The 20,606-nt window shown below is 72.2% G+C and carries 20 protein-coding genes and 1 pseudogene; 10 read left to right on the top strand and 11 right to left on the bottom strand.

Going from position 1 to position 20,606, the window contains the following annotated elements; translation table 11 throughout:
* Positions 1-1,265, bottom strand: a 1,265-nt coding sequence (locus IE107_RS32635) for a heavy metal translocating P-type ATPase (protein ID WP_189547973.1), incomplete at its 3' end; no start/stop codon positions are given.
* Positions 1,266-1,510: 245 nt separating this feature from the next.
* On the opposite strand from IE107_RS32635, the gene IE107_RS32630 reads away from it, so the two are divergent.
* Positions 1,511-2,200, top strand: a complete 690-nt coding sequence (locus tag IE107_RS32630) for a copper homeostasis protein CutC (protein ID WP_189547972.1) — start codon at positions 1,511-1,513, stop codon at positions 2,198-2,200.
* A gap of 51 nt (positions 2,201-2,251) precedes the next feature.
* On the opposite strand, the gene IE107_RS32625 is transcribed toward IE107_RS32630, so the two are convergent.
* Positions 2,252-4,384 (bottom strand): HelD family protein, encoded by a 2,133-nt coding sequence (locus IE107_RS32625; protein ID WP_189547971.1) that lies wholly within the window; start codon positions 4,382-4,384, stop codon positions 2,252-2,254.
* A gap of 390 nt (positions 4,385-4,774) precedes the next feature.
* Here IE107_RS32625 and IE107_RS32620 point away from each other — a divergent pair, with 390 nt between their 5' ends.
* Positions 4,775-4,966 carry a hypothetical protein gene (locus tag IE107_RS32620; protein ID WP_189547970.1) on the top strand — a complete coding sequence of 64 codons (192 nt, stop codon included), beginning with the start codon at positions 4,775-4,777 and terminating at the stop codon, positions 4,964-4,966.
* A gap of 7 nt (positions 4,967-4,973) precedes the next feature.
* Here IE107_RS32620 and IE107_RS32615 read toward each other — a convergent pair whose 3' ends face one another.
* The 3 genes from IE107_RS32615 to IE107_RS32605 all read right to left on the bottom strand — a co-directional run bounded on the left by IE107_RS32615 (position 4,974) and on the right by IE107_RS32605 (position 9,877).
* Positions 4,974-6,617, bottom strand: a complete 1,644-nt coding sequence (locus IE107_RS32615; RefSeq protein WP_189547969.1) for a DNA repair helicase XPB — start codon at positions 6,615-6,617, stop codon at positions 4,974-4,976.
* A 137-nt stretch (positions 6,618-6,754) separates the two neighbouring features.
* The gene (locus IE107_RS32610; RefSeq protein WP_189547968.1) at positions 6,755-7,297 is read right to left on the bottom strand and encodes a hypothetical protein; all 543 of its coding nucleotides are present in this window, start codon (positions 7,295-7,297) and stop codon (positions 6,755-6,757) included.
* A gap of 120 nt (positions 7,298-7,417) precedes the next feature.
* Entirely contained in the window at positions 7,418-9,877 is a 2,460-nt protein-coding gene (locus IE107_RS32605; protein WP_189547967.1) for a helicase C-terminal domain-containing protein, read from the bottom strand.
* Between the two features lie 75 nt (positions 9,878-9,952).
* On the opposite strand from IE107_RS32605, the gene IE107_RS32600 reads away from it, so the two are divergent.
* Positions 9,953-11,020 (top strand): hypothetical protein, encoded by a 1,068-nt coding sequence (locus IE107_RS32600; protein WP_189547966.1) that lies wholly within the window; start codon positions 9,953-9,955, stop codon positions 11,018-11,020.
* A gap of 82 nt (positions 11,021-11,102) precedes the next feature.
* Here IE107_RS32600 and IE107_RS32595 read toward each other — a convergent pair whose 3' ends face one another.
* The 4 genes from IE107_RS32595 to IE107_RS32580 all read right to left on the bottom strand — a co-directional run bounded on the left by IE107_RS32595 (position 11,103) and on the right by IE107_RS32580 (position 15,140).
* Positions 11,103-12,098: an ABC transporter substrate-binding protein gene (locus tag IE107_RS32595; protein ID WP_189547965.1), complete on the bottom strand. Its 996-nt coding sequence runs from the start codon at positions 12,096-12,098 to the stop codon at positions 11,103-11,105.
* A gap of 68 nt (positions 12,099-12,166) precedes the next feature.
* On the bottom strand, positions 12,167-13,039 hold the full coding sequence (locus tag IE107_RS32590; RefSeq protein WP_229867423.1) for an ABC transporter ATP-binding protein: 873 nt from the start codon (positions 13,037-13,039) through the stop codon (positions 12,167-12,169).
* Positions 13,040-13,050: 11 nt separating this feature from the next.
* Positions 13,051-14,133 (bottom strand): FecCD family ABC transporter permease, encoded by a 1,083-nt coding sequence (locus IE107_RS32585; protein ID WP_189547964.1) that lies wholly within the window; start codon positions 14,131-14,133, stop codon positions 13,051-13,053.
* Entirely contained in the window at positions 14,130-15,140 is a 1,011-nt protein-coding gene (locus IE107_RS32580; protein WP_189547963.1) for a FecCD family ABC transporter permease, read from the bottom strand. The genes IE107_RS32585 and IE107_RS32580 overlap by 4 nt, the downstream gene beginning before the upstream one ends.
* 130 nt (positions 15,141-15,270) lie before the next feature.
* Here IE107_RS32580 and IE107_RS32575 point away from each other — a divergent pair, with 130 nt between their 5' ends.
* Complete coding sequence (locus IE107_RS32575; RefSeq protein WP_189547962.1) at positions 15,271-15,897, top strand: HAD family hydrolase; 627 nt, start codon at positions 15,271-15,273, stop codon at positions 15,895-15,897.
* Between the two features lie 23 nt (positions 15,898-15,920).
* On the opposite strand, the pseudogene IE107_RS32570 reads toward IE107_RS32575, so the two are convergent.
* Positions 15,921-16,354: pseudogene (locus IE107_RS32570) on the bottom strand (ATP-binding protein).
* Here IE107_RS32570 and IE107_RS32565 point away from each other — a divergent pair.
* The 6 genes from IE107_RS32565 to IE107_RS32540 all read left to right on the top strand — a co-directional run bounded on the left by IE107_RS32565 (position 16,317) and on the right by IE107_RS32540 (position 19,141).
* Entirely contained in the window at positions 16,317-16,991 is a 675-nt protein-coding gene (locus tag IE107_RS32565) for a DUF5753 domain-containing protein (protein ID WP_189547976.1), read from the top strand. The pseudogene IE107_RS32570 and the gene IE107_RS32565 sit on opposite strands and share 38 nt — an antisense overlap.
* A gap of 11 nt (positions 16,992-17,002) precedes the next feature.
* Complete coding sequence (locus IE107_RS32560) at positions 17,003-17,191, top strand: DUF397 domain-containing protein (protein WP_189547961.1); 189 nt, start codon at positions 17,003-17,005, stop codon at positions 17,189-17,191.
* Positions 17,192-17,463: 272 nt separating this feature from the next.
* Complete coding sequence (locus IE107_RS32555) at positions 17,464-17,658, top strand: DUF397 domain-containing protein (RefSeq protein ID WP_189547960.1); 195 nt, start codon at positions 17,464-17,466, stop codon at positions 17,656-17,658.
* A gap of 205 nt (positions 17,659-17,863) precedes the next feature.
* Positions 17,864-18,238: a PadR family transcriptional regulator gene (locus tag IE107_RS32550; RefSeq protein ID WP_189547959.1), complete on the top strand. Its 375-nt coding sequence runs from the start codon at positions 17,864-17,866 to the stop codon at positions 18,236-18,238.
* Positions 18,235-18,849 (top strand): HAAS signaling domain-containing protein, encoded by a 615-nt coding sequence (locus IE107_RS32545; RefSeq protein ID WP_189547958.1) that lies wholly within the window; start codon positions 18,235-18,237, stop codon positions 18,847-18,849. Before IE107_RS32550 ends, IE107_RS32545 begins: the two co-directional genes overlap by 4 nt.
* A 97-nt stretch (positions 18,850-18,946) precedes the next feature.
* Positions 18,947-19,141, top strand: a complete 195-nt coding sequence (locus IE107_RS32540; RefSeq protein ID WP_189547957.1) for a DUF397 domain-containing protein — start codon at positions 18,947-18,949, stop codon at positions 19,139-19,141.
* A gap of 73 nt (positions 19,142-19,214) precedes the next feature.
* Here IE107_RS32540 and IE107_RS32535 read toward each other — a convergent pair whose 3' ends face one another.
* The gene (locus IE107_RS32535; protein WP_189547956.1) at positions 19,215-20,606 is read right to left on the bottom strand and encodes a DUF6177 family protein; all 1,392 of its coding nucleotides are present in this window, start codon (positions 20,604-20,606) and stop codon (positions 19,215-19,217) included.

The raw sequence follows: 20,606 nt of genomic DNA, 5'->3' as shown, positions 1-20,606 counted from the left end.
ACCATGAGCGCGGTGGGGGTGGCCAGGCCCAGGGCGCAGGGGCAGGCGATGATCAGCACGGCCACGGCGGCGGTGAACGCGGCGGTCAGCCCTCCGCCGTTGCCGAGCCAGAAGCCGAGCGTGCCGAGCGCGAGGGCGATGACGACGGGGACGAAGACCGCGGAGATCCGGTCCGCGAGGCGCTGGGCCGCCGCCTTGCCGTTCTGCGCGTCCTCGACGAGCTTCGCCATCCGGGCCAGCTGGGTGTCCGCGCCGATCCGGGTGGCCTCGACGACGAGCCGGCCGCCCGCGTTGAGCGTGGCTCCGGTGACAAAGTCGCCGACGCCGACCTCCACGGGCACGGACTCACCGGTGAGCATCGAGGCGTCCACGGCCGAGGCCCCCTCGACGACGGTGCCGTCGGTGGCGATCTTCTCGCCGGGGCGGACCAGGAACCGGTCCCCGACCTGGAGTTCGGCGGTGGGTACGGTCACCTCGTGGCCGTCGCGCAGCACGGTGACCTCTTTGGCACCGAGCTCCAGGAGCGCCTTGAGGGCCGCGCCCGCCTTCCGCTTGGAACGGGCCTCGAAGTAGCGCCCGGCCAGGATGAACGCGGTGACTCCGGCGGCGGCCTCCAGGTAGATGTTGCCCGCGCCGTCGCTCCGCCCGATGGTCAGCTCGAAGGGGTGCGTCATGCCGACCATGCCCGCGGTGCCGAAGAACAGCGCCCACAGCGACCACAGGAACGCGGCCGAGGTGCCGACCGAGATCAGCGTGTCCATCGTCGCCGCGCCGTGCCGGGCGTTGGTGAACGCGGCCTTGTGGAACGGCCAGGCGGCGTACGTGACGACCGGGGCCGTCAGCGTCAGCGAGAGCCACTGCCAGTAGTCGAACTGAAGCGCCGGGATCATCGACATCGCGATCACCGGCACGGCGAGCGCGACGGCGGTCAGCAGCCGCTGGCGCAGGGGCCGCAGCTCGTCGGCCTCGGCGGGCCCGGGGGCGGCGCCCTCCTCGGCGGTGCGTGCCGGGGGAGCGGGTTCGTGCGCGGTGTAGCCGGTCTTCTCGACGGTGGCGATCAGATCCTGTACGGAGATGTCCTCGCCGCGGTAGGTGACCTTGGCCTTCTCGGTGGCGTAGTTGACGGTGGCCTCGACGCCGTCCATCCGGTTGAGCTTCTTCTCGATGCGGGCCGCGCAGGAGGCGCAGGTCATGCCGCCGATCGCGAGTTCGACCTCTGCGGCGGTGCCGGCTGCGGCGCCGGTCGTGGCGGTGTGCGCGGACACGATGTCCTCCCTGGCGGTGGTTGATACCCCTAGGGGGTATGCATTGCTGATTCAGGTATACCCCCCTCCCCTATAAAACGCAAGAGTGGATATGCCGCGCGAGCCCGGAACGTGCGCGTTCGGTCACCCGATGTGTGTCCGACCTCGCGTATCTTCGCCTGGCATTGAGGCTGCATCCTCGGTGTACTGGCCCGTAGGCTGGCCATTGGACTAGACCTGTTGATGCTTCCTGGAGGATGGGACCCATGAGCAACCGTGCAGTCCTGGAGGTGATCGCTCTCGACGCGGAGGACGCGGTCGCCGCCCAGGCGGGTGGTGCGGACCGGCTTGAGCTGGTCACCGACATGGCGGCGGACGGTCTTACCCCGTCCTGCGAGACCTTCGCGGAGATCCGGGCGGCGGTGGACATTCCGCTGCGGGTGATGCTCAGGGTGGCGGACGGCTTCGCGGCCGGCGACATCGAGGTGCTCCTGGCCAGGGCGCGCGAGCTGCGGGCGGCGGGCGCCGAGGAATTCGTCCTCGGCTTCCTCGACGAGGAGGGCCGCCCGGACCTGGTCGCCGTCGAACGGCTCGTCGCCGAGCTGGACGGCTGCCGCTGGACCTTCCACCGCGCGATCGACCGGGCCGCCGACCGGGACACCCTGCGCAAGCAGCTGGCGGACCTGCCCGGCCTGGACACGTACCTCACCGCCGGCTCGCCCAAGGGCGTCGACGACGGCATCCCGACGCTGCTGGCCGAGGCGGCGCGCACGGGCGAGCCCGGTTACGAGCCGCAGATCCTGGTGGGCGGGGGCCTGCGCCTGGAGCACCTGCCCGAGCTGCTCGCCGCGGGCATCGACGCCGTGCACATCGGTGGCGCGGCCCGTCCGCACGGGTGGTCGGGGCCGGTGGACGAGGCGGCGGTACGGGAGTGGCGAGCGGTGCTCGACGCGTAGCCGGAGCAGGGCGGGGGCGAGGGTCCGGGGCTCCGCCCCGGACCCCGCATCTCAAGCGCCGGAGAACACCAACTCGTCCGGCAGCTCCGCCGCGTGCACCACCGTCAACCCCGACACCGCACGCGTCAGCGCCACGTACAACCGGCGCAGGCCCGTGCGCTCGTCCGGCTCGCCGTCGATCACCGCGGCCGGCTCGTCCAGCACCACGTAGTCGTACTCCAGGCCCTTCGCCAGCGACGCCGGGACCAGGGTCAGGCGGGACTCGGCCGTCGTCTCCTCGCCGGGGGAGAGGTACGCGCGCCCCGCCGCCGCCAGCGCCCGGGCCAGCACGGGGATCCGCGCGTCGGCCGCGATCAGGCCGATCGAACCCTCCCGCTCCAGCGACTCCTCGCACGCCGCGAGCACCGCCGCGTCCAGCTCCGCCGGACCGGCGACCCCCCGCACCTCCAGCGAACCCGGCGACTCACGCACCGACTCCACCGCCGCCAGACCCGGCGAGATCACCGGCAGCAGCCGCGAGGCGTACGCGATCACCTCGCGCGGCACACGGAAGCCCGCCGTCAGCTCCTCCACCACCGCGCCCGGCTTGCCGAGATGGTGCAGCGCCTGCGCCCAGCTCTCCGTCGACCACGGCGTCGTGCCCTGCGCGAGGTCACCGAGGACCGTCGCCGAACCGGTCGTGCAGCGCCGGCCCACCGCCCGGTACTGCATGGGCGACAGGTCCTGCGCCTCGTCGAGCACCACATGGCCGAGCGAATGCGTACGCGCCACCAGATCGCTCGCCTCGTCGATCAGCACCGCGTCCGCCGCCGACCACTTCGCCGACTTCACGCTCCGGGCAGGCTTCGTCCACAGGATCGTCTTCTGCTCGTCCGCGCTGAGCAGCCCCTCCGCGTGGGCGGCCAGGAAGTCCGCGTCCGACAACAGCCGCAGCACCAGCTTCGCCGGGTCGACGGCCGGCCAGATCGCCTTCACGGCCGCCTTCACCGCGGGGTTGCGCGCCACCGCGTTCTGCACCCGGTCGTCGGGCGCCTCGCCCGCCTCCTCCATCCGCACCAGGACGGCGTGCGCGATGCGCTGCGGAAGCGCCTCGTGGGCGGCCCCGTACCGCATGTCGCGGGCCAGCAGCTCGGTGACCATCTCCTCCAGCTCGTACGCCGGCACCCGCCAGCGCCGCGAACCGCGCACCACCACGACCGGCTCCGTCGGGAGCGTCACATGCGAACGGATCGCCCGCCGCAGCACCTCGGCCATCCGGGCATCGCCCTTGACGACGGCGGCGTCCGCCGCATCCGTGCCGCGCACCTCGATCCCGGCCGTCACCAGATCGTCGACGGTCGCCTGCTTCACCGCCAGCTCGCCGAGGGCCGGCAGCACCTGCTCGATGTACTGGAGGAAGGACCGGTTCGGCCCGATGACCAGCGTGCCGGTACGGGCCAGCCGCTCGCGGTGCGCGTACAGCAGATACGCCACCCGGTGCAGGCCGACGGCCGTCTTGCCGGTGCCGGGGCCGCCCTGCACGCACACCGTCCCGCCGAGCTCGCTGCGGACGATCTCGTCCTGCTCGGGCTGGATCGTCGCGACGATGTCCCGCATCGGACCGACACGCGGCCGCTCGATCTCCGCCTGGAGGAGCTTGCTGGTCTGCTCGGCCTCGGCGGGATCGGTGAGGTGCTCGTCCTCGTACGCGGTCAGCTCGCCGCCGGTGTACCCGAAGCGGCGGCGCTGCCCCACGTCCTGCGGGTCCTTCCTGGAGGCCCGGTAGAACGGCTGCGAGACCGGCGCACGCCAGTCGATGACCATCGGATCGCCGTCGGCATCGTGGACATGGCGGCGCCCGATGTAGAACTGGCCCTCCCGTCGCCCACCACCGCCCTTGTCCGAGGCGCTGCGCGCCGCCCCTTCCGATGCGCCCTCGGCTTGCTCTGCACCGACCCGGTGCAGATAGTCCAGGCGCCCGAAGAAGAGCGGGGTGTGGGCGAGATCGGCGAGCGACTTGATGCGCTCGTCGATCTGGGACTGCAGGACGGCCGCATTGACCCAGTTCGCGGTGACATCGCGGATGTCCAGGGCCTGGGCGTCCTCGCGCATGGCGCGCAGCGCGGCGCGGGACGCGCTGAGATGGGCGCGTTCGCGGGCCAGGGGATCGGTGGTGGTGTCGCTCTCGTGTTCGTGCGCGGGCACGGTATTGCCTCCGGCTGTTCAACGCAGGACGGCGGACCGCGGCCCCGGTCGGTGCTCGGGGGCGATGCGGTCCGCTCGGGGATCGATCACGGGTACGCACAGCAGGTGCGCGTACGGCTGTCGGCCGGTTTCCGTCCGGTCGGCGGCGCTCCCTCGGCTGCCGGCACGAGCCCTCGCGGGCCGCCGGTACCACGGTGCGGGAGGCGGGCAGACCGGCGATTGTATCGACCGCGCCCGCCGGGGGCGAACGGATTGTTCTCCGGCCCGTGCCGTCCACCCCCGGGTCCATCCCGTAGGGGACGGCATGCGACCGCAGGCCTACCCGCGCCGCCGCCGGATTCCGCCCGCGGGCCGATGCCCGCACGGGCCGGGCGCAGGACCATGGAAGACATGAGCACAGTCCTTCTGAACCCCCGCAGGACCGGCCCGGCGCACGGCGCGACCGCGGCCACCGGTCACCACCACAGCCACCGCGTCGGCGACGCGGTCCGCGCCGTCAAGGTCTTCGTTCGCGCCGCGTTCGGCGTGGTCGTGCTCGGCGAGTACGCCGAGGAGGCGGGCGTCCGCCACCGCGACCGCTGAGCACCGGTCAGTTGTCGGTCAGCAGCTCGTCCGCGTCCACGATCCGGTACGCGTACCCCTGCTCGGCCAGGAACCGCTGGCGGTGCGCCGCGAAGTCCTGGTCGATCGTGTCGCGTGCGACCACCGAGTAGAACCGCGCCTCGTGCCCGTCCGCCTTCGGCCGCAGCACCCGGCCGAGCCGCTGCGCCTCCTCCTGGCGCGAACCGAAGGTCCCCGAGACCTGGATGGCGACGGTCGCCTCCGGCAGGTCGATCGAGAAGTTCGCGACCTTCGAGACCACCAGGACGCCGATCTCGCCCTCCCGGAACGCGTCGAAGAGCTTCTCGCGCTGGGCGTTGCTCGTCTCGCCCTTGATCACCGGGGCGTCCAGATGCTCACCCAGCTCGTCGAGCTGGTCGATGTACTGCCCGATGACCAGGGTCTGCTCGCCCCGGTGCTTGCGCACCAGCGCCTCGGTCACCTTCCGCTTCGTATCCGTCGTCGCACAGAACCGATACTTCTCCTCGGTCTCCGCGGTCGCGTACGCGAGCCGCTCCGAGTCCGTCAGATTGACCCGCACCTCGACGCAGTCGGCCGGCGCGATGTAGCCCTGCGCCTCGATCTCCTTCCACGGGGCGTCGAACCGCTTGGGCCCGATCAGCGAGAAGACGTCCGACTCGCGGCCGTCCTCACGCACCAGCGTCGCGGTGAGGCCGAGGCGCCGCCGGGCCTGGAGATCGGCGGTGAACTTGAAGACGGGCGCGGGCAGCAGGTGCACCTCGTCGTAGATCACCAGCCCCCAGTCGCGGGAGTCGAACAGCTCCAGGTGCGGGTAGACGCCCTTGCGACGGGTCGTCAGCACCTGGTACGTGGCGATGGTGACCGGCCGGATCTCCTTGCGGGTACCGCTGTACTCGCCGATCTCGTCCTCGGTCAGCGAGGTCCGTTTCACCAGCTCGTGCTTCCACTGCCTGGCCGAGACGGTGTTCGTCACCAGGATCAGCGTGGTCGCCTTGGCCTGGGCCATGGCACCGGCCCCGACCAGCGTCTTCCCCGCGCCGCAGGGCAGTACGACGACGCCCGAGCCGCCGTGCCAGAACCCCTCGACGGCCTGCTTCTGGTACGGCCGCAGCGCCCAGCCGTCCTCGGCGAGGTCGATGGGGTGCGCCTCGCCGTCCACGTAACCGGCGAGGTCCTCGGCCGGCCAGCCCAGCTTCAGCAGCGTCTGCTTGATCTGCCCGCGCTCGGACGGGTGCACCGCCACGGTCTCCGGGTCGATCCGCGCCCCGACCAGCGGCTGCACCTTCTTCGACCGGAGGATCTCCTCCAGCACGGGCCGGTCGGTGGAGGTCAGCACCAGGCCGTGCACCGGATGCTTGGAGAGGGTGAGGCGGCCGTACCTGGCCATCGTCTCGGCGATGTCGACGAGCAGCGCGTGCGGAACGGGATAGCGCGAGTACTGCACGAGGGCGTCGACGACCTGCTCGGCGTCGTGCCCGGCGGCACGCGCGTTCCACAGCCCGAGCGGGGTCAGCCGGTAGGTGTGGATGTGCTCGGGCGCTCGCTCCAGCTCCGCGAAGGGCGCGATGGCCCGACGGCAGGCGTCTGCCTGGTCGTGGTCGACTTCGAGGAGCAGCGTCTTGTCGCTTTGAACGATGAGGGGTCCGGTCACGCGCGTCGGCCCTTTCTGCGGGGTGCGGCCACGGATGCGGCCAAACGTCCAGTGTGCCGCATGCGGTGGCCGCGGCGCGTGTGTTGTCGGGCACGGGCACGGGCGCGGTCGTGCCCGGGTGCGGGCCCGGCGGCCGGTCACTGTGCCCGGCGGTGGCCGCGTCCTTCGGGGAGACGGCCCAGGCGTACCGCGCTGTGGACGGTCTGTGCCAGTTGCCGGGCGTCCTCGGTGAAGGTGTCGATGTGGATGCTGCGTCCGTCGGTCAGCGCGATGTTGCAGGCGAAGCCCATGCCGCGGGCCTCGGCCAGCGGCCGCCCGTCCTCGCCCCGTGCGCCGACGGACGCGATGTCCTGCCACGGGATCAGAGTGGCGGTGCCCGCCACTCGGTGGGTCAGCCCCCGCTCGTGGATGTCGAAGCTCTGCTCACGGGTACGGAACGCCTGGAGCAGCCGCCAGATTCCCAGGCCCAGCCCCACCAGCCCGACGCCGAGCAGCAGGCCGGCCAGCTCCGGAGCCCCGTCGGTGGTGCCGATCGAGGCGACGGTCACCGGCACCCCGAAAGCCATGCCCGCCGCTCCGACGAAGAGCAGGATTCCGGCCTGCCGCAGTCGTCTGCCCCCGTCGGTACGGTGCTCACGGACGAATCCCCCCAGTTGTCTGGCCGCTTCGGTGCGCCGCATGACATCCCCCTCCGGCTTCGTGGACACGTCAGAGTGTGCCCTTCGATCGGCCGGTCCGCCCCCGATTCGCACGCACCGCGGCGTCAGGCGGCGGCCGATGGGACGGGGATGCGCCGGGGGTCAGGCCGTGGCGTCGTCGGCCAGTTCGGCGACGCCGGTGATGCGGTGCAGCGGGTACGTGCGGACCTCGTCCGCCGTGTGGTCGTACGCCGTGACGAAGCCGCCCTCGACCCGGACCGGGGCGATGACGCGCTGGCTGGCGGCGCCGTCCGCGTTCACGTAGCCGATCCAGAGCGCCGAGCCGGTCATCGCGGCGGCCTGGACGGTGGCGAGGGTCTCGGCGGAGGTCGTACGGGGCAGGGTGCCGTGCGGGGCGGCGGGGGACTCCGGGGCGTCCTTGCGGGCCACCGTGGCGGCCGTGTCCCCGGCGCGGATCGCCCGCACCGCCGCGCCGAGCAGGGTGTCGTCCGGTACCGGAGGGCCCTCGGGCACGGGGACGGGGGCCGTGCGGGGCGGGGTGCGGCGGGCGCCCGCACGGGTGATCAGGACATCGCCCTCGGCGGACTCGGCAGCCGGGGCGTACCCCATGTCGCGCAGCCCTTCGAGCAGTGACGCCGGGTCGATCTGGGCGGCCAGGGCGGTCGGTGCGAGGCGGCGCAGGCGCAGGGTGGCCGAGCGCCTGTCGGCGAGGATCTCGTTCAGCACGGCCTCGTCGTCGCACCGCACGTACGAGGAGGCGGCGCCGATCCGGAGGTGGCCGTGGCGGCGGGCGATGTCGTCGATGAGGTAGCTGAGCGGCTGCGGGACGGGCGTACGGCTGTGGGCGGCGAGGAACGCGTGCAGATCGGCCGCGGACTGCCCGGCGTCCAGGGCGCGGCGTACGGAGCCGGGGGTGAAGCGGTAGACCGTGGCGCCGCCCTTCGACTCGATGTCCGCGAGGGCGGAGAGCATCTCGGCCAGGGGGCGTTCCAGCGGGCCGGGGGCGACGGCCGTCAGGTCGGCCTGGAGCAGTACGTGGTCCAGCGGCTCCGGGATGAGCGGCGCGAGCAGCGCGGCGGCCTCGGCGGGCCCGGCGTCGAGCAGAGCGCGGGTGTGCGTGGCGAGCGCGCCCCGGCCGGTGATGCCGAGGAGCTCGGACTCGTTGAGCGTCCACAGGGCGATCCGGGACCGCGGATCGGTGCCGTCCCCGGCGGAGGCGGAGGCGCCGCGCAGGGGGCGTTCCCAGCGCAGCCGTGCGAGGACGGACTCCGGGTCGGGGGCGGTGCCCGGTTCCAGAGCGGCGAGGAGGGCGAGGACCCGGTGGCGCACTTCGGGGGCGGCGGAGCGGTCGAGCTCGGGGCCCAGCGCGGACAGGGCCCGGCCCTTGGCGTCCTGGCCGCCGACCAGGCCGGAGACGCGGGTGGCGGCGAGCCAGGCGGTGGCGAGGGCCGCCCAGCGTTCCTGGGCGGGGAGTTCGGCCCAGTCGTCGTACGCGGGTGTCGGCGCGTAGCGTTCGTCGGCCTCCCCGTCGGAGGCCAGCAGCCCGGCCGCGTAGGCGAGTTCGGCCCAGAACGCGGCGACCTGTTCGGGGACCTCCAGGGCGGCGGCGGTCTTCTTCAGCTCGCGGACGCTGAGCCCGCCGGCCCGCAGTATCGCGGGGCCGCCGCCGTTCCAGCTCTTCAGCAGCTCCTCGACGGTGTTGACCGCCAGGAGCGCCTGCCCGGCCGCGGCGCTGTCCACAGCCTGTGGATCGCGGTTGGCGACCGCCTCCACGACCGGCGGCCGTGGTTCCGGTACGCGGTGGGCGCGTCCGGCCCGCAGATGCAGGGCGGCCTCGCGGGGCAGCACCACGGTGCGGGTGGAGACGGGCAGCAGCAGCCCGTGGTCGCGCAGCCACTTCACGGGCGGGGTGGGGTTCGGGGTCACTTCCCCGTACGGCGGCCCCCACACCAGCCGGTCCAGCACGGACAGGGCCTCGGCCGGGGCGGTGTCCAGCAGCTCGCCCATCCTGGCCCGGTCGGTGAAGAGCGCGGACAGGGCGGCCACCGCGGAGACCGGGTCGTGCGTGGCGGGCAGCCCGGCGGCGGCCAGGATCTCCTGGAGGCGGCCGGGCGACATGCCGGAGGTCGCCTCGGCGACGGTCGGTCCGAGACCGGTGGGGGAGGCGTGCTGCGGGGACGGCGCGAGGATCTCGCGCGCCGTGCGCACCAGCCGCAGCCGCTCGTCCTCGCCCCAGACGAGGGCCTGTTCGCGCAGGGTGGCCAGGGCGCCGGGCAGCGCGTCCGCGATCGCCGCGTCCGCGTCGTCACGATGCTCGCCGTCGTCCCGGCCGTCGCCGGTGAGCAGGGCGAGCAGGGTCCCGTACGGGGTGGGTTCGGCGGCCACCGCGAGTGCCTCGGCGGTCTGCAGGGCGAACTTGTCGAGGTGCTCCAGCGCGCGTACGACGGAGGCGCGGGTACCGGCCCTCGTCGCCAGCTGGGTGATGTCGCCCGGTACCGGGTTGAGGAGATCGGGGCGGGCGCGCAGCAGCCCGGCCAGCGACTCGTCGTCCCGGGCGCGAAGGCTTTCGGCGAGCGTCCGCGGTGGTGTGGTCGTCCCCATCCGTCCCACGGTAGTCGCTCCGGACGGGCCCGAGGGCGCTACCGTCGGTGCAGGGCGGTAGAGGGGAACGATCGCGTGGGGATCGAGAGCGACCAGCTGGTCTACGACTATCTGAGCCGGGTCGGGGACCTGGCACAGCAGCAACAGCTGTCCTCGGCTGCCCGGATGCGGCTGGTGGCGACGCTCCGGGGCGAGATCGACCGGCAGCGCGGAAAGCAGTCCGGGGACAGCCCGGCGGCGGTCCGCCGCATCATCGGGAGGCTCGGCTCACCGGACGAGCTGGTGGCCGCCGCGGCCTCGTCGGGCGACGGTTCGGTGGAGACCGCGGGGCAGCCGGAGCCCGCGGCGGAGGAAGGCCGCGGCATTCCCCGCCCGCGCAAGGGGATGCTCCGGAAGGACGGCAAAAACAGTTCGCGCAAGGGCGCGTCGCAGCCGGAGGAGTCCGGTTCCGGTACGCCGGGAGCGGCGGCCGGCCCGGTGCCCTCGCCGCCGCACATGGCCGGTACGGACGAGCTGGGGCCGTCCGGGAGCGAGCCGGACTGGTGGCGGATCGAGCCGGGGCCGTTCGGTGAGGGGGTCGCCGTGCCGGGATTCGTCGGCGGTGTCGAGATCCCGGACATGATGAGGCCGCCGTCGTCCGGGGGAGCGGTGCCGCGCCCGCGCGCGGCGGGGGACGAGGAGCCGGACGAGGAGCCGGACGAGGAGCCCGGTACCGAGGAGGAAGCGGAGGAGGAGGCGCCGCGCCGCCGTCGGCTTCTGCGACTCCGTCGCCGTGCGCCGCGCGAGGACGGGGCGGGCGGCCACGGGTTCTCCCACCCGTTGCTGCTGCTCGCCGCCGTGCTGTTGGTGGCGGGCGCCGTGACGGGTTCCTGGCTGGCCCTGGCGGGCGGCTGGCTCCTCGCGTACAGCTCGCGCACCCTGTCCCGGGTGGAGGCGAAGTGGGCCGCGATGGGGCTGCCCGGCGTGGTCGCGGCGGGCGCTCTGGTCTGGCTGTGGGGCAGGACCGACGGCCGGTGGGGCGAGCCCATCGGGACCGGGCAGATGGACGAGGCGATCGGTCAGACGTGGCCGTGGGTGGTACGGGGGGCGGCCGTGGCCTCCGCGCTCTACCTGCTGTGGCGGTCGCGGAGGCCACGGCCGTGACGGCCGGGCGCCGGTCGGTGGCCTCCGCCTGAAGCGGTGGCCACCGACCGGCTTCGCCCGGAAGTGCGGCCTGCCCGGAACGTCAGCCGGTCATCTTCGTCCGGAACTCGTCGAGGATCCGGCCCGCGGCGGTGTAGCCGATGCCCGCGATCCACAGCCGGTCGTCGACCTCGAAGACCTTCCCGTCCTTGGACGCCTTCAGCCCCTTCCACAGGCCGCTGTTCATCGTCTTCGTCGTCCCCGCCTTCGCCGGGTCGCCGTACGTCGACGTGAAGACGACGTCCGCGTCCGCGAGGTCGATCTTCTCGGGCGACACGTCGTACGAGAAGCCGTCCTTCGCCTTGTCGGTGATCGCGGGGCGGCCCATGCCGAGGTCGGCGAGGATCGAGCCGATGTAGTTCTGCTTGCCGTAGATGCGGATGTCGGCGCCCTCGACGAAGCGGACGAAGTTGACGTCGGTGCCGGCGGCCTTCTTCTTGCCGCCGATCGCCTCGGTCACCTCCGCGACATGGGCGTCGTAGTCGGCGACGGCCTTCTTCGCCTCGGCCTGCTTGCCGAGCGCCTCCGCGTGCAGCTGGAAGTTCTCCTTCCAGGCGCTTCCGGTGGACTCCGTCATCACGGTCGGGGCGATCGCCCGGAGCTGCTCGTAGCGGTCGCCGTCACGGACCTTGGAGGTGAGGATCAGGTCCGGCTTCAGCGAGGCGACGGTCTCCAGGTCGGGGTTGGCGATCTCTCCGACCTCCTTGATGTCCTTCGTCCGGCTCGCGGGCAGGTAGGAGGGGAAGCCGTCCTCCGACGCCGAGTGCGTCGCGCCGACGGGCTGCACGCCGAGGGTGAGCGCGGAGTCCAGCTCGCCGGTGTCGAGGACCACGACGCGCTCGGGTTCCACCGGGACCTCGACGTCGCCCATGGCCGTCTTGACGGTGTGGGTCTTCGCGTTTCCGGAGCCGGAGCCGGACTCGGAGGAGCCGCCGGCGCTCCCGCCGGACTCCGAGAATCCGCAGGCGGAGAGCGTGAGCGCGCCGACCAGGGAGAGGGCGCCGAGAGCGAGGCCACGGCGGCGGACGGAGGGAGCCATGGGAAGCCTTTCGTGGGGACGGGGCTGGTGGGTCACGGATGTTTCGGTGCGCGCAGCGGTGAGCGGGCTCACGAAGCCGGTCCGGCCTGCCACGGAGCGCCCGGCACCACGAGCGGCGAACCCGTCACCGGGCACGGGACGATCACCGCCTCCAGGCCGAAGACCTCGCGTACGAGTTCGGCGGTGACGATGTCCCGGGGGCGGCCCTCGGCGACGATCCGGCCGGCCTTCATGGCGACCAGGTGGTCCGCGTACCGGGCGGCCTGGTTGAGGTCGTGGAGCACGGTGACGACGGTCCGGCCGCGGGTGCCGTCCGCCGCCGCGGCGGTGAGCCGGCGCACCAGGTCCAGGACCTCCACCTGGTGCGCGATGTCGAGGTACGTGGTCGGCTCGTCGAGCAGCAGCAGATCGGTCTCCTGGGCGAGCGCCATCGCGATCCAGACCCGCTGGCGCTGACCGCCGGACAGCTCGTCCACGGACCGGTCGCCGAGCGCGGTGATGTCCGTACGCTCCATCGCGTCCGTCACCGCCCGCTCGTCCTCCTCCGACCACTGCTGCCACCAGTGCTGATGCGGCTGGCGCCCGCGCGCGACCAGGTCGCTGACGGTGATCGCCTCCGGGGCCACCGGGGTCTGCGGCAGCAGCCCGATCGACTGGGCGATCTTCCTGGTGGGGATCTTGGACAGCTCGGTGCCGTCGAGCAGCACGGCCCCGCCGCGCGGCTTGAGGAGCCGGCCGAGCGCGCGCAGGGTGGTCGACTTGCCGCAGGCGTTCGGGCCGACGATGACCGTGACCCGGCCGTCCGGGACATCGAGGTCCAGTGCGTCGACGACGGTGCGGTCCTCGTACGCGAGCGTCAGCTCCCGTGCGGTGAGCCGTCCGGCCGATGCCGCCGTCGCGGCCTTGTCCGGCTCGGCGGCGCTCGCCGTGGCGTCGGACATGGGGGTCGAACTCATGCTGTGCCTCCACTACGGCCGCGACCGCCGCCCTGCCCGCGGATGATCAGCCAGATCAGATACGGGGCGCCGACCGCCGCCGTCAGAACGCCCACCGGCAGCTCGGTGGGTGAGAAGAGCCTGCGTGCCAGCAGATCCGCGAAGACCACGATCACCGCGCCCAGCAGTGCCGAGCAGAGCAGCGGGATCTGTGCGGTGCGGGTCATCCGGCGGGCGATCTGCGGGGCGAGGAGCGCCACGAAGTCGACCGGCCCGGCCGTGCCGGTCGCCACGGACGCCAGGACCACTCCGAGTGCGACCAGCCCCAGCCGCACCCGCCCCAGCCGCACCCCGAGCGCGGTCGCGGTGTCGTCGTCCATCGAGACGGTCCGCTGGGCGCGGGCGGCCCACAGGACGGCGGGCAGCAGGATCAGCAGCGTCCAGCCGATCGGCACGGCCTCGGCCCAGCCGCGGCCGTTGAGCGAGCCGGTCATCCAGATCTTCGCCTGCTGGGCGACCAGGTAGTCGCCCTTCGTCAGGAACAGGGTGGTGACCGAGCGCAGCGCGATGGCGAAGCCGATGCCGATGAGGACGAAGCGGGTGGCGTGCAGCCCGCCGCGCCAGGCGAACACGTACACGAGCGCCGCCGCGGCCACCCCGCCGAGGACGGAGAGGTACGGCAGCACGGTGTACGAGGTGATGCCGAAGGTCATCGCGCCGACCGTGAGCGCGCTCGCCCCCTGGCTGATCCCGATGATGTCGGGGCTGGCCAGTGGATTGCGGGCGACGGTCTGGATCAGCGCGCCGGCGATCCCGAAGGCCGCGCCGACCAGCAGCCCCACGGTCATCCGCGGCAGCCGCAGCGTGCCGACGACCAGTTCGTCGGGGGAGGGCTGCCCCAGGACCACCTTCACGACCTCGCCGGGCGCGACGAAGCTCTCGCCGACGCAGAGGTACGCGACACAGACCGCGGCCAGCAGCACGACGAGGGAGGTGGCGACCAGGGCCGATCGCCGGTGCAGCAGGAACCGCCCCCGCGCCCCGATCCTTACGACCTGGTACCCGGTGGGCCGCACCCGGACCTGTGTACCGGCGCTCATGCGGGCACCGCCTTCCGACGTACCAGGGCGACCAGGAACGGAACGCCGATCAGCGCCGTCATCACACCCGCCGGGACCTCGCTCGGCGGGAAGACGATGCGGCCGATCACATCCGACACCAGCAGCATCACGGGCCCGATCAGCGCCGCCATCGGCAGCACCCAGCGGTGGTCGGAGCCGACGACCGCGCGGGCGATGTGCGGGACGGCGAGCCCGATGAACGCGATCGGCCCGGCCGCCGCGACACCGACCCCGGTCAGCACCGTGGCCCCGACGCCGCCGACGATCCGTACCGTCGCGATGTTCTGCCCGAGCCCCTTCGCGACGTCCTCGCCGAGCGCCAGCGCATCGAGCCCCCGGGCGACGGACAGCACGAGCAGGATCCCCACCAACAGGAACGGCCAGATCTGCTGGGCCACCTCGGCCTCCCGCCCGGCGATCGAGCCGACCTGCCAGAAGCGGAACTCGTCCAGCGCGGACGCCTTGGCCGTCAGCACCGCCGAGACCACCGACACCAGCAGCGCGTTGATGGCGGCGCCGCCCAGCGCGAGCTTCACGGGGGTAGCGCCCCCGCGCCCGCTCGACGCGATCGCGTACACGGCGACGGAGGCGATTGCCGCCCCCGCGAACGCGAACCACACGTACCCCGTCAGGGTGTGGATTCCGGCGTACGCGATGGCCAGCACCACGCCCACCGAGGCGCCCTGGCTGATGCCGAGGATGCCGGGGTCGGCGATGGGGTTACGGGTGATGCCCTGGAGCACCGTGCCCGCGATGGCCAGTGCGGCGCCGACCATCAGCCCGATCAGGGTGCGTGGCACGCGCATGTTCCGGATGACTTCGGCGTTGTCGGAGTGCCCGCCGTGCAGCAGGACGTCGAACACTTCGGCCGGGGGTATGGAACGGGCCCCCACGGCCAGGCTGAGGAGTACCGCCACGAGCAGCGCCACGACGGCCGCCGCCGTCGCGAGTGCGCGTCTTGAGCGGCGTGGAGCGGCGGCTGACATCGGACCCAATCAAGTGGCGAAGAACGAGCGGCGAGAACAGAGCGAAGGTAAGGCTTGGCTAAGTCTAAGCACCGCCGTTTCCGGGCCGAAGGCCGCACCGGGGGTGGACCCGGCACCCACCCCCACGACAATGGACGCCATGCCCTCACACCCCCTGACGGTCGGCTTCGACCTCGACATGACGCTCCTCGACACCCGAGCCGGCATCAAGGCCGCCTACCTGGCACTTTCCGCCGAAACGGGGACACCGATCGATGCCGACCTGGTGGTGAGCAGGCTCGGCCCGCCGGTCGACGAGGAGCTGCGGAACTGGTTCCCGGCCGACGCGGTGGCCGCCACCGCCGACCGCTACCGCGAGATCTACCCCACACACGCCATCGGCCCCAGCCTCGCGCTGCCGGGAGCCCTGGAGTCGGTCGCGGCGATCCGCGAACGGGGTGGCCGGACGATAGTCGTGACCGCCAAGCACCAGCCGAGCGCGGAACTCCACATGTCCCACCTGGGCATCGAACCCGACGCGATCGTCGGCGGCCTGTGGGCGGAGGCCAAGGGCCGGGCCCTGCGCGAGCACGGCGCGCACATCTACGTCGGCGACCACACCGGCGACGTACGCGGCGCCCGCACGGCCGGCGCCCTGTCGGTCGCGGTCACCACGGGCCCGTGCGACGCGACGGAACTCCGGGCGGCGGGAGCGGACGTCGTCCTGTCGTCCCTGACGGAGTTCCCGTCGTGGCTGGCGGAGTACGCGGCACGCTGATGCGCGCGGGCCGTGCTGGACGCCTACGTCTTGGCCGCGCACTCCACCCGGAGCAGCTTCCCGCCCTGCCCCGGCAGCCCACCCCGCATCGGGTGTGCGCCCCAGCACTCCGCGTAGAGCGTGACGAGATACAGCCCCCGCCCCCGCTCGGCCAGCACCTCCGGCGTCTCGACACCCCACCGGAACGGTGCGGGGATGTGCGGATCGGTGTCCCACACACTCAGCCGGACCCGGCTGCGCCCGGCGTCACGCAGACGCAGGGAATACGGTCCCGAGGAGTACAGATAGGCATTGGTGACCAACTCGCTCGCCAACAGCTCTGCGGCCTCGGTGAGTTCACGCATGCCGTGCACACGGAGCACACTGCGCAGGGTGGCACGGGGACGCCGGGGGCGCGGGGATCCTGCGGGAGTTGAAGGGTGTACGTCCAGGGCGGCGATACCGTGGCACTGACCATGGAAGTCTCCGATCACGGAAGGAGGTTGGCTGAATCATCGGGCTGGTGGGAGACATTCCGCGAGGTGCTTCCCTCACCCTTGCTGGACATCGCAGAACTGGAGCACCACGCAACCGGGCTGCGGTCCGCCAACACGTCGCATGTCCCAGGTCTCCTTCAGACCACGGACCATGCCCGCGAGATCTTCCGGCAGGTGGTGCCAGAGTTCTCCCGCTCGGACATCGAGCATCGCGTGAATCACCGACTTCAGCGTCAGGCCCTCCTGGACCGGTCAAGCCCGCCGGCGTACCGGGCAGTCATCCATGAAGCCGCCCTCCGCGTGCCGGTCGGCGGCCCCGCTGTCGCCAGGAACCAGCTCCGGCATCTGCTTGAGCAGGGCGAGCGGGAACACATCACGGTCCAGGTAATTCCGTTCGCCATCGGCGCCTATCCCGGGTCCGGGCAGACCATCCTGTACGTGCACGGCTCGGTACCCCGCCTCGACACGGTCTCGCTGGACCAGTCGCACGGTCCTGTCATGGTGGACGCCGAGGCAGAGCTGGAGGCTTACCGCCTCCTGCTTGCGCGCATGGAGGCCGTGGCTCTGACGCCAGAAGATTCCCGTGACTTCATCCACAGACTGATCGCCGACCAGTGAAGGAGCCGGACATGAACCAGCGCTCATGGCAGAAGTCCTCGTACTGCGGGCAGGGCGAATCCTGCCTGTATGTCGCTGCGCGCAACAGCGCGGTCAGCCTCACCGAGAGCAGCGACCCCACCGGAGCGATACTCCGCATCACACTTACCGCCTGGGCCGCCCTCGTGCGCACCCTCAAGGAGAGCCACTGCCAGGACTGACTCCCGCATCCGCGCCGCCTGCGCCAGGGCGGTGAAGGCAGCCGTTCCAGGTGGGATGAAGGCGAGAGTCTGCGGTCGGTCAGGAGATGTCCTTGGCCGCGGCATTTACGGTTTGGGCTGTGTGGGCCTGGGGCGCCCACGGGTGCGAAGTCGAACCATCGGCCAAGCCCAGGCGGACCGCCCCGTTCATTCGATTGAGGAGGCCGCGCAGTCGCCCGGGGAATCCTGGGACCTGATCCACCGCATCAGTCAGCAATCCGGGAGGAACACCCATGCCTGCACATGACCACTGGCAGAAGTCGTCCCACTGCCCCCAGGGGAACTCGTGCCTCCACGTTGCCACGGGCGCCGGCGGAGGGATCAAGCTCACCGAAAGTGGCGACCCCGCCGGAGTGGTACTCCGTACTACCCCCGGGGCCTGGGCAGCCCTCGTACGCACCCTCAAGGAGGGCTGCCACCTGGACTAGGTTCTGTATCCCGCCGGATACGGCCCGTGCGTGAAGACCACGGCGTGTTCCGGTCCGAGGCTGCCGGTCAGGTCGGGCCCCCAGGCCGTCCTCGTATGCGTCCGGCATTGCGAGCCCTTCGGGAGGGGCGGCTGTCTTGCACCCGGCCCGGAAGACTCGGATCCCCTCTTCCCGTCCGCTTGCCTCGCCAGGTATCTTGCATCGCATGGAACCAGGTGATTCGACCAAGCAGGCCCGGGCAGCCGCCCAGCTACGCAAGGGCGTCCTGGAGTACTGCGTACTCGCCCTGATGCGGGACCGCCCCCGCTACGGCGTGGAACTCCTCCACGCCCTGGAGGACTCCGGTGCCCTGGCCACCAGCCAGGGCACGGTCTACCCGCTGCTCTCCCGACTCCGCCGCGACGACCTGGTCACCACCACCTGGCAGGAATCCGCCTCCGGACCACCCCGCCGCTACTACGCGCTCACCGACAGCGGCCGGGCCGCGCTCGACGAGTTCACCCGTGTCTGGCCCGGCTTCCGCAACGCCGTCGACGCCTTCCTGACCACCCCGCACCCCTCCACCGGAGACCTCACATGAAGACCTCTGCCGACCCCGTACGCGACTACCTCTCCGCCGTCGAGCGCGAGAGCTCCGCACTCCCCGCCGACCGCCGCCAGGAACTCCTCGCCGACCTCGCCGAACACATCGAGGTGACGCGCACCGAACGCCCCGACGCCACGATCGGCGAGATACTCACGGAGCTGGGGGACCCCCGCACGATCGCGGCGACAGCGCTGGCCGAGGCCGGGAACGGGACCACCGGCACCCCGGCCGGGAGCGACGTGGACGCACCCGCCCGGCGCGGCAAGGTGCACCCCCTGGTCCCCCTCCTGATGCTCACTCTCTCGCTACCCTTCACGATGATCTTCTCCATCGGCCCCGACGCGGCGTTCGACCCCGGCCCGGTGTTCGGCTTCCTGTTCCGCGTCACCGGCGCGGTACTTCTCTGCACCTCAGTGCACTGGACCGCCGTCCAGAAGACCACCGGCGTACTGCTCACCGTCATCGTGCCGACCACCGTCATCGTCAGCTGGAACCTGATCTCGGGCCACGCGGCGGCAGAAATCCCGGCCCTCCTGGGCAACCTGGGAAGCCTCGCCCTGATGGTCGGCACGGCAGCATGGCTCTGGCGGGTCCGCCGCGCCTGAGCGCGTCCGCCGACGTCCCGGTTCACCAGCACGTTTCGGCGCAGACCTGGACCGCATCAAGCACCGCTCCTGACTTGGAAACAGCGAAAGGGCACCCATGCCTGCACATGACCACTGGCAGAAGTCGTCCCACTGCGCTCAGGGGGACTCGTGCCTCCACGTTGCCACGGGCGCCGGCGGAGGGATCAAGCTCACCGAGAGCGGCGACCCCGCCGGAGTGGTACTCCGCACCACCCCCGGAGCCTGGGCCGCCCTCGTACGTACCCTCAAGGAGAGCCACTGCCAGGACTGATGCCTGCATCCGGCCGGCTCCCCGGGCCCCGCGCCGCTCCGGGGGCAAGGCCGGGCCCGGCCCGCACGGGGACTCAGCCCTTGCTGGTGCCGGCGGTCACGTGGTCATTGATCTGCCGCAGACGCTGCCAGGCGGTGGGGTCGGTGCCGTCGCCGAGCGCGTAGTGCAGGGCGGGCCGGCCGGCAGGGCCGAGCCGGAGGGGCGCGAAGGCCGCGCGGTCCGCGGCGAGATCGGCGACGGCGTCGGAGCCGAGGGTGAAGGAGAGAGGCACAGGGGGCGGCTCGTGATGGGCCGGAGTGGTCAGATCCGCGCGTGCGGTGCGCAGTTGGCTGATCATCGTGGCGAGGCGGTGCCGGGCCGCCAGGGACTCGGCCAGTTCGGTCAGGGCGTCCACCGGAGCATCCTGATCGGCGCGGAGGCCGAGGGCCAGGGTGATGTGCTCTTCGACGCCGAGGTGGGTGCGGACTGTGCGTACGGTGGCGATAGCGGGGTGGTCCGGGGCGCCGACGGCGACGACCCAGGCGGGCAGGGACTGCTGGGCACGGGTGCGGGCCAGGTCGGTCAACTGCCGTGGCGACCAAGGTACGCCGACGGGTTCGGCGGTGGACCACCCGGCGGGCGGAGCTCCGGTGAACGTGCGCCAGGCCTGTTCCAGGGCACCGCCCAGGACGAGATGCTCGTCGGCGGGGTGGACCGTACGGATGGAGAGCAGCAGTTGCCGTTCGCCTTCGGTGCCGGGCCGGGGCCGGAATGCGTCCGCGATCCGGGGTCCGTTCCCGACGGCAGGGGCGAATCGCTCGCCATTCCACTGCAGTACGGTCCCGGAGAGTCCGTCGTAGTAGCCGCATACGGGGTCGCTCACGACCCAGCGGGAGGGCAGCCCGTCCAGCAGTGTGCGGGTGGGGAACGTGAGCCGGGTGCCGGGCGGCGTGACGAGGTTCAGCTCCCGTCCGGTGCGGGCCGCGTTGCGCACCACGTCGGTCAGCCAGGTCGTGGCAGCGATCACGGGGCGGCCCTGCATGACGACGGCGGCCTCGTCGGTGAGCAGGTCGACGCCCATGGGGGTCGCCTCCGTGACGACGTCGGCGAGATCGGCCACGACATCGGTATGACCGGCCTCGCGCGGCCAGACGTCTCCTCCGTGCACGGCGGCCACCCGCCCGGCGACGGACCCGGCCAGCCTTCCGGCCCCTGCCACAGCACTGGTCGCCCGAGCCTCGGTCCACCACACGGGCGACTCCGCGTGCACGTCCGGCCCGAGCAACCGGGCCACCTCACCCGGCACTTGGAGGTACCGGGGTGTTTCGAGTGACACCAGTGCCTGCCCGGCGGCTGTGCACAGCTGAGCGACGGACCCGTCACCCGCCCGGTTCACGAGCAGATCGGGACCGCCGGCGTGGAGCCCGGCCAGCAGCGTCCTGGTGTCCGGCATCTGCGGGGTGAGGGCTATGACGTCCTGGGTCAT

The organism is Streptomyces gelaticus, from assembly GCF_014649535.1.
GTDB classification, from domain to species: Bacteria; Actinomycetota; Actinomycetes; order Streptomycetales; family Streptomycetaceae; genus Streptomyces; species Streptomyces gelaticus.
Note: the sequence above shows the minus strand (reverse complement) of the source record. Positions and strands in the feature narration are given on the sequence as shown.